At 53.6% G+C, this 12,639-nt stretch carries 10 protein-coding genes and 2 pseudogenes; 1 reads left to right on the top strand and 11 read right to left on the bottom strand.

The genetic code is table 11. The features are described 5' to 3' along the window. Positions 1 to 206: 206 nt before the first annotated feature. Positions 207 to 647, top strand: coding sequence for a carboxymuconolactone decarboxylase family protein (locus L1F29_RS12695; protein ID WP_258388666.1), 441 nt, complete (start codon positions 207 to 209; stop codon positions 645 to 647). Between the two features lie 105 nt (positions 648 to 752). Here L1F29_RS12695 and L1F29_RS12690 read toward each other — a convergent pair whose 3' ends face one another. The 11 genes and pseudogenes from L1F29_RS12690 to L1F29_RS12635 form a co-directional block, all read right to left on the bottom strand. Then, positions 753 to 1,193: an antibiotic biosynthesis monooxygenase gene (locus L1F29_RS12690; RefSeq protein ID WP_258389679.1), complete on the bottom strand. Its 441-nt coding sequence runs from the start codon at positions 1,191 to 1,193 to the stop codon at positions 753 to 755. Between the two features lie 84 nt (positions 1,194 to 1,277). Next, a pseudogene (locus L1F29_RS12685) lies at positions 1,278 to 1,664 on the bottom strand (ankyrin repeat domain-containing protein); the annotation flags it as partial. A gap of 115 nt (positions 1,665 to 1,779) precedes the next feature. Then, positions 1,780 to 2,589, bottom strand: a complete 810-nt coding sequence (locus L1F29_RS12680; protein ID WP_258388665.1) for an ABC transporter ATP-binding protein — start codon at positions 2,587 to 2,589, stop codon at positions 1,780 to 1,782. Further along, complete coding sequence (locus tag L1F29_RS12675; protein ID WP_373876503.1) at positions 2,586 to 3,617, bottom strand: FecCD family ABC transporter permease; 1,032 nt, start codon at positions 3,615 to 3,617, stop codon at positions 2,586 to 2,588. The genes L1F29_RS12680 and L1F29_RS12675 overlap by 4 nt, the downstream gene beginning before the upstream one ends. Before the next feature lie 5 nt (positions 3,618 to 3,622). Beyond that, positions 3,623 to 4,900, bottom strand: coding sequence for an ABC transporter substrate-binding protein (locus L1F29_RS12670; RefSeq protein ID WP_258388664.1), 1,278 nt, complete (start codon positions 4,898 to 4,900; stop codon positions 3,623 to 3,625). Between the two features lie 445 nt (positions 4,901 to 5,345). After that, a pseudogene (locus L1F29_RS12665) lies at positions 5,346 to 6,499 on the bottom strand (IS3 family transposase). Positions 6,500 to 7,103: 604 nt separating this feature from the next. Further along, positions 7,104 to 7,463 (bottom strand): Lin0512 family protein, encoded by a 360-nt coding sequence (locus L1F29_RS12655; RefSeq protein ID WP_258388663.1) that lies wholly within the window; start codon positions 7,461 to 7,463, stop codon positions 7,104 to 7,106. 99 nt (positions 7,464 to 7,562) lie between these two features. Then, entirely contained in the window at positions 7,563 to 8,648 is a 1,086-nt protein-coding gene (locus tag L1F29_RS12650) for a DUF3900 domain-containing protein (protein ID WP_258388662.1), read from the bottom strand. A gap of 341 nt (positions 8,649 to 8,989) precedes the next feature. Further along, the gene (locus L1F29_RS12645) at positions 8,990 to 9,913 is read right to left on the bottom strand and encodes an EcsC family protein (protein ID WP_258388661.1); all 924 of its coding nucleotides are present in this window, start codon (positions 9,911 to 9,913) and stop codon (positions 8,990 to 8,992) included. A 138-nt stretch (positions 9,914 to 10,051) separates the two neighbouring features. Next, on the bottom strand, positions 10,052 to 12,133 hold the full coding sequence (locus L1F29_RS12640) for a HelD family protein (protein WP_258388660.1): 2,082 nt from the start codon (positions 12,131 to 12,133) through the stop codon (positions 10,052 to 10,054). A 223-nt stretch (positions 12,134 to 12,356) separates the two neighbouring features. Beyond that, positions 12,357 to 12,632, bottom strand: a complete 276-nt coding sequence (locus L1F29_RS12635; RefSeq protein WP_258388659.1) for a DUF1294 domain-containing protein — start codon at positions 12,630 to 12,632, stop codon at positions 12,357 to 12,359. Positions 12,633 to 12,639: the final 7 nt, after the last annotated feature.

Here is a 12,639-nt window from a genome sequence, read left to right as displayed (position 1 = left end):
ATCCTCTACTTTACAGAATTTGTTATCCGGCCAATCAATATGATAGCCGCCGGACGGCTTCATACAGGAACGATAAGCGTTCACGCAGCGTCAAGGTCAAGTATATAAAATCTTTTTTCAAAGACGGTGTCACAAAACCGCATGTTCAATGGTCTTGTGTATGTAAGGATCGAATCAACAACCAACCGAACAGGAGTGAAGATGAAATGAGATTCAATTATCGCGAAGCCAATCCGCAAGTCTTCCAGGCCATGCTACGATTGGAGCAGTTCGCAAGCCAAATCGAAATCGATCCCGCGTTGAAGGAATTAATCAAAATCCGCGTCTCGCAGCTCAATAGCTGCGCCTTCTGCATCAATATGCATACGAAAGATGCGCGCAAACGAGGCGAAACCGAACAGCGGCTTTACCTGTTGAACGCGTGGCGGGAGACTTCCCTCTACACGCCTGAAGAAAAAGCGGCATTATCGCTTGCCGAAGCTGTCACCCGCATCGGAGACGGCGGAGTTACCGACGAGCTGTATCGGTCCGTTAGCGAGTACTATAATGATAGACAGATCGCAGACCTTATCTTTATTATCAATACGATAAACAGCTGGAACCGGTTAGGAATCAGCAGCGGTATGGAGCCGGGCGATTTCGAATAATTGGTACGATTATGCATACTGAAGCAGTCCTCCAATTGCATTGGAGGCTGCTTCAGCTCTAATCGGGACTATTCGTATTGCCGTTAATGCTAACACTGGCGCCTATTAACCGACTTCCACAGCCGGTACAGAAGGTGCAGCCGGCAAGTGCGACGCCACTACGGCGTAAATCGTCACTTTATTGCCGAGGATCGGGCCGTGTGCGGATGACTCGCCCTGCGCAGCATGGGATGGATGACCGCTGTGACCGGCAGGATTGCTTTGGTGATGATTGCCATGCACCGCACCTGGGTTCCCGCTGCCTGCTGCCGAAGTCTGGGTGGAACTCTCCTGGTTTCCTGCCCGTGCGGCTTCAGCCTCAGCGCGCCTGGCATGAGCATGGCGGAAGGAATCGCTGCTTGACCAGCCGTGGAAGGCTTCCTCGTTCTCCCATGTCGTACATACACGAATTTCTTCATTCCCTAAAGCATTCTTGGCATGCAGGACATCCATCCGAATAAATCCGGGGAATGTATGCACGCTCTTAGGTGTCCGAAACCGCTCCATAACCGCTTCGGCGTATCCGGCACGAACTTCGATAAGATTCTCGACCATAATCATACCTTTATTCACTTCCTCCTCCGGTTCGATCAGCGATTTCAAATAACTGGCGACCTCCTTGGCCTGATCGCCGCCCATAAGAGCATGCTGGAGCAAAGGGATCCCGTGCGGGCCTGTCGCAGACGCCATATGCGGATATTTATCCAGCATCGCCCGAACCAGCTCCAACTCGCCCAGCATAGCCGCAGCAAACACGTCCATTCGGGCCCCCTTGGAGAGCAGCCATTCCGCGATATCCCGCCTGCCTACGTGGGACGCCGCACCCAATGCGGTCTCCCAATCGTCGCCACCCCAGTTCATGGAGGCATGCAGCAGCCCCGGTTCTTGTTCAAGCAGCGCTTGCACTTTATTCAAATCCGCGTGTGCCGCCCCTACAAACTGTCTTACCAGCTCCGTACTAAGGCTCGTTCCTGCCATTTAACTCCATCCTCCCGACATAGCTTAAATTTGAAATGCTGCTTTGCAAAGATTTTCAAATCGATTCTGGCTTTTGACTCCGGATGATGCGTTATAAGACTGAATATCGTACACATTATGAGACGTTTCCGACCCGGGACGGCTGTTTCACGACCCCGCATGGCAGATAGACCGGCACGCCATCATCGTCATGAACCTTTGCTTCAATACCGAACACCTCGCGGAAAAATTCGATCTGAAACACCTCGGACGGCTTTCCTTCCCTCACGACCGCACCTTCTTTAACGGCAACGATCCGGTCGCAATAGCGGGCTGCCTGATTCAGATCATGCAGCACCATGATGACGGTGATCCCCTGCTCACGGTTCAACCGCCGAATCAATTCCATCAGCTCCAGCTGGTGGGCGATATCGAGATAGGTGGTCGGTTCATCAAGCAGCAGCGTCTTGGGGCTCTGGGCCATACACATCGCAAGCCAGGCCCGCTGCCGCTCGCCGCCGGACAGCTCCAGGAGAGAGCGATGCTGGAGCAGCTCCATACCGGTTACGCGCAGCGCCCAATTCACTACTTCTTCATGCTGGCCTCTGCATTCTTCATACCACTTCAAATGCGGATTGCGTCCTCTGCGGACAAGTTCGCGGACGGTAATATCCAGTGAAGACTCTTGCGTCTGGGCCAGCATCGTCATCCGCTTCGCGATATCCTTGGTGTTCATTCCGGCCAGATTCTGACCGTCCATCATTACGGCCCCCCTATGCGGGGCAACCAGTCTGGCCAGCATGCGGAGCACCGTGGACTTGCCGGAACCGTTCGGACCGACAATGCCGAGCCATTCGCCGGCTGCGACCGTCAGATCGAATCCATCGACGACAGGCTCTGCCCGGTATCCGTATTTAAGGTCGAATGCTTGCAACGCCACGCTCATCTGTTGATCCCCCTTCGGAGTAAATAGAGAAAGAACGGTGCTCCGAGCAATGCCAGCAGAATGCCTACCGGAAACTCAATCGGGTCAAACCAGCTGCGCGCAGCCGTATCTGCCGCAACGACGAGCATCCCGCCGCCAATAGCCGATATCGGGAGCAAAATCCGATAATCGCCGCCCACCAGAAGCCGAACGATGTGAGGGACGACAAGTCCAACAAAGCCGACCATGCCGACAATGCTGATAGCAGCCCCCGCCAGGAAGGTCGAGAGTAGAATAATGAGCAGCCGCCCGGCCTCCACCTTGCTGCCCAGCACCTTTGCCGCGTCGTCTCCAAGCACCAGTAAATTGGCCTGCTTGATCAAGAATACCGACGCGATAACACCGATGACAGTGTAAGGAAGCAAGGTTTCAAAATGCGGCCAGCTTCGGCCGTTCAGGCTCCCCGACATCCAAGGCAGAACCGCCTGCACCTTCTCGCTGTTCAGAATCATCAAAGCCGTCATAGCCGCGCCAAGCAGAGAATTGACCGCAACGCCTGCCAATATAAGCCGCATGGGAGACGCGCCCCCTTTCCAGGAGAGCGCATAGACGATAACAGCTGCGGTCAATGCGCCTGTGAATGCGGCGATTGGCAGCAAGGCGATCTGCTCAGGGAACAAGATCATAATGACAACCGCCGCAAGTCCTCCCCCGGCCGAGACGCCGATAATGCCCGGATCCGCGAGCGGATTGCGGAACACCCCTTGCAGGAATGCGCCGGCAATCGCAAGGCATGTACCTGCGAGCATCCCGGTTAATACCCGGGGCAGCCGCAGGTTCCATACGATTTGTCTGGCTTCCGTGTCGGATGCCTGTGTCAGAGCTGTCCATACTTCGCCCGCAGGGATCGGAATGGAGCCAGACATCAAGCCTGCGAGCACTGCGAGCAGAAGCAGTGCCGCACTGCCAATCCAGACGATCATATTGCGGATCATTCGAGGATTTCTTTCCTGCTGAGCAGCCGCCGGCTTCAACGCTACGATAGCCATTGCCTCTATTTCACCTGAAGGAGCAGCTTATTCATGGTTTCAATCGCTTGCGGCGCTCTCAATCCAGGGTTGGCGGCGAATAAATCGGACGGCAGCACCTCGAACTGCTCATTCTTGACCGCACCGAGGCTCTTCCAAGCGGCATTACCCTCGAACTGCTTCTTGAAGCTCGCTTTCACCTCATCCGCATCGCCATGCGTAATCAATAGAATAATATCGGGATTCGCTGCAACAATCCGCTCCATGCTGAGTTCTGCGTATTGAGGCATCGTATCCATCTTAGGGAATGAGGACGCGATGTTCTTGCCGCCCGCCAATTCCAGGAAATTGCCGGGATAGCTCGTAGGCAGCGCGACGACAAAGCTTCCGGGCGATCCGTAGACGATCAGCGCCTTCGGCTTATCCTTCGGCTTGCTAAGGGATTTCAGTTTATTGTCCATTCCCTTGATCAGCTGCTCCGCTTTACTCTCCTGACCCAGAACGCGTCCATACAGGCGGATGGAATTCTGGATTTCGTCGTATGAATTATGCGAGTTGAACATCACCTGCGCACCGAGCCGCTCGATCGTCGCCTGCTGCGATTTCAGCGATGGGCTGGCAATGACGAGATCGGGCTTCAGTGTTGCCAGCTTCTCGAACAGGACGCCATGCGAGCTGCCGACCTCAGGCACGGAAGAGGCTGCTGCCGGAATCACCTTGCCGATGGCGGTTGGACGGCCAACGACTTTACCTCCCAGAGCGTAGATGATTTCCGTGTCTGACGAAGATAGCGTCACAATGCGGCTCGGTTTCTTTTTTAACGTAAAGGAGCCCGTGCTCGTCTTAACTGTCAGGGTGCTGCTAAGCTGTACCGTGCTGGTGTTCTTGTTATAACTCACCCAATTGCCGAAGGCTTCGGAAATAAGACGGAGGGGAACGAACGTCTTGCCGTTCACGAAGACCGGTGCCGCATCCATCTCTGTCCGTACGCCATTTATGTATGCTGTGGTGGATCCGACAGTGAGCTTCACATTCACGCTATCCCGATTTGCCGTGATCGTCTTCGTATTGGCATCCCACGAAGCCTTCCCTCCGAGTGCTTTCACGATGCCGCTGTACGGAACCATTGTCCGGTTATGGACGATTCGCGGCTGCGTGTCCAGCGAAAGCTCCTTCCCATCCAATGTGACCTTGATCGAGCTTCCTGCCGCAGATGCTGAAGGAGCCCCCCACTTCCCAGTCGCAACCGGCGACAGCAGCACCGCTGCAGCCAACAAACCATGAACCAAAGCTTTACGAAACATTTCCCCTGCCTCCTATTAGTAATGATAATCAATATCATTTATGACTTCTTTATTTTATTGATAACGATTATCATTGTCAATATTATTTTTATATTTTTCCAATTTCGTTGGTTTGCTGATTCGCTTCGCTTGTCATTTCGCTTTGCATGTCTGGCTTGACCTCTCCCATTTCGACTATTGCATTGCGGCGTTCCTCTTACGTTGTCACACTATCCTGCGACTGCCAGCCGCGCTCGAATGCACCATGCGGATGGCGCACATTTGTCGTCTTCATCCGACCTGGCTGGCCACCTCGCTTCTTCCGAAGCCGAAACGCCGGAAAACGGACGTACAGACCATTCAACGGCTGCGCCAACTGCTGTTACGCTCTTTTTCGGTCACTCAACTTCGGTTTCGCTCCTCCATCCATGATTCTGTATCTCTGTCAAGAAAGTGGACACAGTTTTTAAGCGATCTGGAGTTGCTCATAGTATCTTTTCTCGAACTGATGCGGGGTCAGGTAGTGAATGGACGAATGGATCCGGATACGGTTGTACTCGAGTTCAATGTACTCGTAAATCGCATCGTATGCTTGCTTGCGGGTCTTGAAGGTGGTTTGGTAGATGAGTTCTTTCTTAAGGACACTGTGAAAGGCCTCGATGCAGGCGTTATCGTAACAATTTCCTTTTCGACTCATGCTTCCAATCATCTCATTCGCCGCCAGTCGCTCGCAGTATTCCGTCGAGGCATACTGTGAACCTCGGTCCGAGTGGTGGATTAACCCTTTCGGCGGCTTTCGATGTAAGACAGCCTTGTCAAAGGCGTCTAGCACCAGCTCCTTGGTCATGCGTTCGCCAAGCGACCAGCCCACGATCTTGCGAGAGTAAAGATCCATAATACTCGCTAGATATACCCAGCCTTGCCGCGTGGCAATGTAGGTGATGTCGGCTACCCAAACTCGATTGGGTGCATCCGGTTTGAACGCACGATTCAGCACGTTTTCAAACACGGCCATGTTGTGCTTCGAGTTCGTTGTTGCTTTTTGCTTCTTCACTGTAATCGAGCGAAGTCCCATGTCCTTCATGTAACGACTCACCGTTTTGGTGGAGACTGTCCAGCCTTCTTCGCGCAGCTTTTCAGCGATCTTATCGCTCCCATAACGTTGCTTGAAGCCATCGAAGTGGTGCCTGATGCGTTTCTTCAGCTTCTGACGGCGTTTCTCCTGCTCGCTTGGTTTTCGCTTGACCCACTTGTAATAACCGCTTCGGGATACATTCATGACACTGCACATCTTCTCAACACGAAACTGGAAGCGGTGTTTATGAATAAATGAGTAAATCAGTCTCGGTTTTTCGTGAAGAAGTGCATCGCCTTTTTTAGGATTTCATTCTCTTCTTGCAACTCGCGATTCATTTGTTCAAGTTTATTCAAACGCTCGTAGTCGACGAATAACTGGGACTTCTCCCCAGTATCGGCAAACCTCTTTCTCCAGGCGCGGATGGTACTTACCGGGATATCCAGCTCCTTTGAAACTTCAGACGGGGATTTCCCTGTTTCTTGCATGTGCTTTACGGTTTGACGTTTGAACTCATCATCAAAATGTTGGCGAATATCTCCCATGACACACCTCGACCCTTATTGTTAGTTTTATTGTAACAGGTCGCTACTACGGTGTGTCCACTTTCTAGTCTAGCTGCATTCGGCGCGCTGTAAGTCCCTTTTCCGGCCTTACAGCTCGTCCGTTCAGCCTTCGACTGGCTGTAACGCCGATTTTGGGTCTTACAGTTTGCATTCTCGGCTTAACCTCCCGCTTTCCGCAGATGCATAACGCCATTCCTCCATCTATGCAACCAGCTTCTGTTACATCGCCACATAACGGAGCAGGCTATCATCGAAGATCGTTCCATCGTCATCCCACTTCCTGGACATCATCCCGAAACGGCTAACCTACCACATTACCCTCCACCGTGAGTCGAACCGAACCTGCATACATTGAACGACTATACACCAACACATACCATATAAGCAGGTACACATAAAAGAAAGAGAGCTTCCCGAATATCGGGAGGCTCTCTAAACATCCTGCATAAATCGACGGTACTTCATGCGAGGGCCTTCTTCACAGAAAAGCCTATCGCGAGAGCCGCGTTCATTGCATGCCGGATACTGCTTAATCTTATCTATCTCGTATATAAACTCAAGTCGTTTCTGAACCTGCTGCTGCTCAACAGCCCACTTCAACCGATGCGACGACAACGTAAATCAAATCATTGCGGTCATGCTTGTCCTCAAGCACGATACCGCTTGTGGTCAGCATTCCACCATCGATGACCTCGATCGTTACTTCACCGTATGGCAGTACAGCTTTCACGGCCTCATGATCAAGCTGTTCATGATCGCACGGAACTGCCAGCTTCACGTTCACTTTCATCCGATCCAAGCTTCTCTCCGGAAGCATCGACGGCAAGCCTGGCATCGAATTATGGTGAATCGCGTTTTGAACGGCCCGTACCGCGGCCTTGGTCACGTTCTGTCCGTGCAAATCGGTCCCCATGCCAAGCTGCACAAAAAATAACTGTTCCATTCGACTTGACCTCCCCTGGCATCTAATAAATTTCCCATTAACGTTCCCGTTTGGCCCAACGGCCAATCACCTGCTCCGGAGGGGATCAGGCTCACATAATCAGAACGGCGGCTCGTCATCCTCCTGCTTCTTGCTGCCCACCTTCTCCAATACTTCAAGCAAATCGGGCGGCTGCAGCAGCTCGACAGGCAGCATGCTGCGATCGAATTGGAAGCCTTCTCCTTCGATCAAAGCTACATAGCGACCGTTATAAACGGCAAAATGAACCGAATTCCCGAATTCGGCTAACGGCGCTTTCACGGATACGCTATCCAGCTTGAACGTCAAGCTCAGATTCGGCTGCTGCTCTACGAGCCGTTCCGTTGCAACCGCGACCTGCTCTTCCGACCACTGCTCCTGCAGCTCGCGCTTCTCGCTGTGCGCCCACAGCTCGTACACATTGGCTTCCTGCTCCCGCTCTTCCCCCTCCTGCCCCTGCCACTTCTCCTCCATATATTCGGATACGATCGTCAGCATATGCTCCGTCATTAGCTCGGGCATCGCTTTTTCGTAGCTGACATAGCGGAGAAAATCTTCAAAGTAGCGGGCATGGGAAGCTTGATGGATCTTCAGCTCCCACGGCTCAAGCATCCCTTCCTCCGGCATGTACGGATACTGGATCGATTTCATATTCCGGGCGCTGATGGCCATCTCAACATGCGAGATCAGCTTCTTCTCATCGGCGATACGGGCGATCTTCGGCTCGAAATCGCATTTTAACACAAACAGAAGCGGCTCGCTTGAATGCTTGACAGGCGTCGCTTGTACAATAATCAATGCTCCGCCTCGAACGGCCGCTGCGTCCATATACATCCGCACAAGCTCGTCGGCATAACCGTGAAAGCCTTCCTTGCTGTCCGACGAACGCAGCCGCTGCATCAGATTATAATTCGGATTGCTGTCCAGATCGTAGCCCGGCTCTGCGATAAATCGCCCGATCTTCGTCGGGGCAGCCTCCGTGTTCGGGTGGCGTTCCGCCTTGCGCTTGCATATCCGTTGAAATTCCCCGTCGAGGAATGATTTCAATTCACTTTCGGCATATTCATCCTGGTCTATCGTTTGAAAATGCTTGAACGTCTTCGATGCTCCGTCCGGCCCTTCCGTCTGGATCACGAAGAACGATAAATAGTGCACGGTAAAATCCATAATGAGGCTTCCCCTTTGCTCATGATCGGTGACCATTAGCATAGCACATTTGCCGCTCCTGCGACATGCTTTGACAGGAAATGCCGCCGGTACGGAAGATGGCTTTGAAGCTGCCGTTCCTTCAATGTGCGGCTATGAGTACCTGTCCTCCGTGCCATCTGAGAGGTGTTCCAGTATCCAATAAATATCATCCTACCGGAAAGTCGGTCAATGACCGCACTGAGCTGCCAGCTGACTGCGAGTCCCTTTCCCAGCCGAAGCGATCATTAATCCCCAAAAAAAGCCGATATCGACCCGCTTCATGCGGATATGATACCGGCTTTCCGATTATTTGCTTGCCATTAGTAGATCCCGGCCTCGCCCTGCTTCAGCTGGTTCAACCGATCGAGCAAGCGGCGCTTCCGGTACAGCATTCTCGCCGCTTCGGATACATCCTGCAGGGTCCCCCGGTTGATATAGGCCCCGAACAGCATGCCGGCGATCGGGATCATCTGGAACAGCTTCTTCCATCCGAAATTGTCCCGATAGGTCGTCATCACTTCGCGCCAGCCTTGGATTTGGGATGCCATCTGATTATGCGACCCCGGTTGCCCGAACAGCGCGAGCTGCTCCAGAATGGCCCGTTTGCCGACGATATCGGAGGAGGCGAACTGCATACATTTGACGGCGAAAACGCGTTCTTCTTTCTCCTTCGGATCATAGCCGTAGCTGATGGCGATTTCCTGGATGACCTTGAGCGATAATCCGAGCAGCGCCGGAATGTCGACGGCAAGCGTGAACAAGCCGCCGAAGCCGGTTGTCGCGCCTTGGACGGTCGCGTACGTTTTGCGGCTCTCTGAAAGTTCCTCCGCCGTCTTGTTCATGCTCGTCAGCGGCAGCACCGCTGCTTCGCCGAGCGATTGTACCCCAAGGTTACGCAGCACCTCGCGCTCCGAAATGATATATCTGCCGCCAGTCTGCAGGAAGCTGCCCACCTCGTCCAGCGCTTGGCCAACCTTTTGCTGCAGAAAACGCGGGGTCAGCTTGTCGAGCAGCATAAAGGGAAGACGGCCGAGCTTCTCCCAGAAGAAGATATCTTTCTGCTCTCGCTCCCATTTTAATACGACCTGCAGCGCATCGGTCAGCTCTTCTTTCGTCTCCGGCACACGCAGATGTTCTCGGATCGGTTCACCAGCCCGCACCTGATCCGGATCGCCCGCGGTCGGCACTGGCTGAGGCCTTATATCGGCTTGCGGATCTTGTTTCGTTGATTGGTTATCTTCCATCGTCTCCCAGCTCCTTCATCCTATCTCCGTGTTCGTACGGATAACGCTACCGTTAGGATGCACAAAATGCGAAAAACCCGCCTTAAGGCGGGCAGATTTTAATTGATGAATAGACTCTACAGAGGAACAGCGCGCGGATTAATCTTGCGGTTGGATAAGCGACGTTAGCGTTCCTGCGTGCAGCAGTTTAAGCTTATGCAGGGCACGGGTGCATCCGACATACAGAAGCTTGGCGTCATCGGGTCCATAGTACGCCGCATCGGCATCGGCAATGAGCACGGCATCGAACTCGAGCCCTTTGGCTAAATAGACCGGAACAACCGTCAGTCCGCCGCCGTAGGCTTCCTGCTTGCTGCGGACGAGGGAAGCCTTCAGCCCTGCGGCCGTCAGATGCTCCCAGATCGCTTCGCAGGATTTTGCCGTACGTCCGAGAATCGCAATCGTCCGGTACGCTCCATCTTCGGTCCAGGCTTGAATGGAATCCTTCACAAGACGCAGGCGTTCCATTTCTTCGCAAGAAACGACTTCTACCGGCTCACCGCTGCGGAATACCGGAGTCGCAGGCTTCACACCGTCTCCCATTCCCCGGAGAACCTGGTTCGCGAACTCGATAATCTCCATGGTCGAACGATAGCTGCGGTCCAGCTCGAAGTATCCGCTGTCGTCCAGATCGAACAGCGCCGTCAGCTCGATCCAGCTGTGTATGCCGGCGTAGCCGTGTATGCCTTGCTGCAAATCGCCAAGCACGGTCATCGACGGTCGGCGCTGGCACAAGCGCAGCGATTCCAGCTGGAACGGCGAATAATCCTGGGCTTCGTCAATCACGACATGATCATAGGTCGGTTGATCCGAACCGAATAGACGGAGCTGGATGTATACGAGCGGCGCCAAATCCTCGGGTGCAGCCGTTCCCTGCTTCATCCGCTTCTTCGTCGAAGTCCGGTCCTCGGCCGGCAGCAGCGCCGCGACCGATTCGTCGTCCATGAGCGAAGCATATAGCTGAGTTGCTGTGAAAGAAGGGATTTTTTTGCTAAAGGCATTGAGCCTGGCGTTTGCTTTGGCCTTCAGCTTGCTGTCGGTCATCCGCCGGCTCTTCCACTCCGACTCGAACCAGCGCTTCAAGCGGCTGACAAGTCGGGTGCGGCGGCGCATTAACGGTTCGCTGCTCTCGTCGGTGAGCATCCAGCTCTGAACCGTATCCGGCGTTAATACCATGCCTTCGATCGGCTCGAACGGCTGCTGCGGCAGCAGCGTCGCCTCCACAGCCTCCAGCTTGGCGTCAACGGCCTGCTTGAAGAGCATGCTTCCTTTCAAACGTCCGGGCGAGCGCTCCATCTCTTCCCGCTTCCTCGGCTGTTCGAACCAATAGGCTAGCGAATCCGCGTTATCATCGATACGGACCGTCTTCTGCAGCTGCTCGATTGCCCATTCGGTGTAGGTTGTTTGCTTAATATCGCCAACGCCAAGTTCCGGCAGCACCCCCGAGATATAATCGAGGAACATCCGGTTCGGCGCAAAAATGACCATTCGCTCCGCGCTGATCCGGTCGGCGTATTGATACAGCAAATAGGCCAGCCGGTGCAGCGCGACGGTCGTTTTGCCGCTTCCGGCAACGCCCTGGATGAATACCGCCTTATTCTTATCGGTGCGGATTATGCGATCCTGCTCCTGCTGGATGGTCGATACGATATCGCGCAGCTTGTTATCCTTGCTCTCGCCGAGCCGATAGAGCAGAAATTCGTCGGTAACGGATTCATCCTCCTGCCCCCGGACATAGCTGTCGACCAATCGGTCGAGCTTCCCCTCACGCACCATCAGGTTCCGTTTCAGATGAATGGTGCCGCCGATTTCTCCATCGGGCGACTCGTAAGTTACCGGATCTTCCCCTCCGCTGAACGCATAGAAAAGACTTGCAACCGGCGCACGCCAATCGATGACGAGCAGGTCGTTCGTCTGCTCGTGCGCTACACCGGCCTTGCCGATATAGAGCGGTGTCGGCTCGGATTTCGCATCCTCTTGAAAATCAAGCCGGCCAAAGTACGGCTCCCGATGGGATACCTCCAGGCGCTGCCTGCGCTGTTCCGTCTGCAAATCGATCATTTGCTCGGTAAAATCATCGCCGGTATAGCGCGGACCGATTGCGCGAAGTTGAATGCGGATATGCGACAATACATCTTCAAGCCGCTTCTCCTCGTGTTGAAAGGCACTTTGAATCGTCATTTCAGTTACCCCCCATATGGATATGATAAGAAACCGATAGCCGCATTCGCATGCGGCTTAAGGTTTAGATATAGAGTGAGCCTCGAACGCATCGTTTCATAGCGAATATGAACAGGTCCGTGCTTCACGCGAATGATCAATATACCATAGGACAAGAGGGGCAGTCAATACCCACTAAAAATCATTGCTTGGTCCTCCGGGCAATAACGGCCCTGCCGATCATCTATTTCTCCATCGTCCAGCGGAATAATAAAATGAGCCCCGCAATATGAAGGATCAGCAGGACGGGCAGTCCGACGGAAAACTTCGGATGCTTCGTCTTGTGGCGGTAGCGGTGCATAGCAAGCCATGCGCCTAACGAGCCTCCGACAGCAGCATACGTGAGCAGCCTGCGCTCCGATATCCGCCGTTTGCGATGGAGCGCGTAGGTTTTGTCGATGCGCATCAAGGTAAATGCTGCAACGTTAATTAATACGAGATAGATAATAATCGCATACATGTGTGGA

The organism is Paenibacillus spongiae, from assembly GCF_024734895.1.
Classification (GTDB): Bacteria; Bacillota; Bacilli; order Paenibacillales; family Paenibacillaceae; genus Paenibacillus_Z; species Paenibacillus_Z spongiae.
This window is presented reverse-complemented; position numbering and strand designations above follow the sequence as displayed.

Excerpts from the sequence above, each read along its gene's own strand:
- L1F29_RS12695 (WP_258388666.1), top strand. The coding sequence starts at position 207 with ATGAGATTCAATTATCGCGAAGCCAATCCGCAAGTCTTCCAGGCCATG.
- L1F29_RS12690 (WP_258389679.1), bottom strand. The coding sequence starts at position 1,193 with ATGGAGCGGTTTCGGACACCTAAGAGCGTGCATACATTCCCCGGATTT.
- L1F29_RS12680 (WP_258388665.1), bottom strand. The coding sequence starts at position 2,589 with ATGAGCGTGGCGTTGCAAGCATTCGACCTTAAATACGGATACCGGGCA.
- L1F29_RS12675 (WP_373876503.1), bottom strand. The coding sequence starts at position 3,617 with ATGGCTATCGTAGCGTTGAAGCCGGCGGCTGCTCAGCAGGAAAGAAAT.
- L1F29_RS12670 (WP_258388664.1), bottom strand. The coding sequence starts at position 4,900 with ATGTTTCGTAAAGCTTTGGTTCATGGTTTGTTGGCTGCAGCGGTGCTG.
- L1F29_RS12655 (WP_258388663.1), bottom strand. The coding sequence starts at position 7,463 with ATGGAACAGTTATTTTTTGTGCAGCTTGGCATGGGGACCGATTTGCAC.
- L1F29_RS12650 (WP_258388662.1), bottom strand. The coding sequence starts at position 8,648 with ATGGATTTTACCGTGCACTATTTATCGTTCTTCGTGATCCAGACGGAA.
- L1F29_RS12645 (WP_258388661.1), bottom strand. The coding sequence starts at position 9,913 with ATGGAAGATAACCAATCAACGAAACAAGATCCGCAAGCCGATATAAGG.
- L1F29_RS12640 (WP_258388660.1), bottom strand. The coding sequence starts at position 12,133 with ATGACGATTCAAAGTGCCTTTCAACACGAGGAGAAGCGGCTTGAAGAT.
- L1F29_RS12635 (WP_258388659.1), bottom strand. The coding sequence starts at position 12,632 with ATGTATGCGATTATTATCTATCTCGTATTAATTAACGTTGCAGCATTT.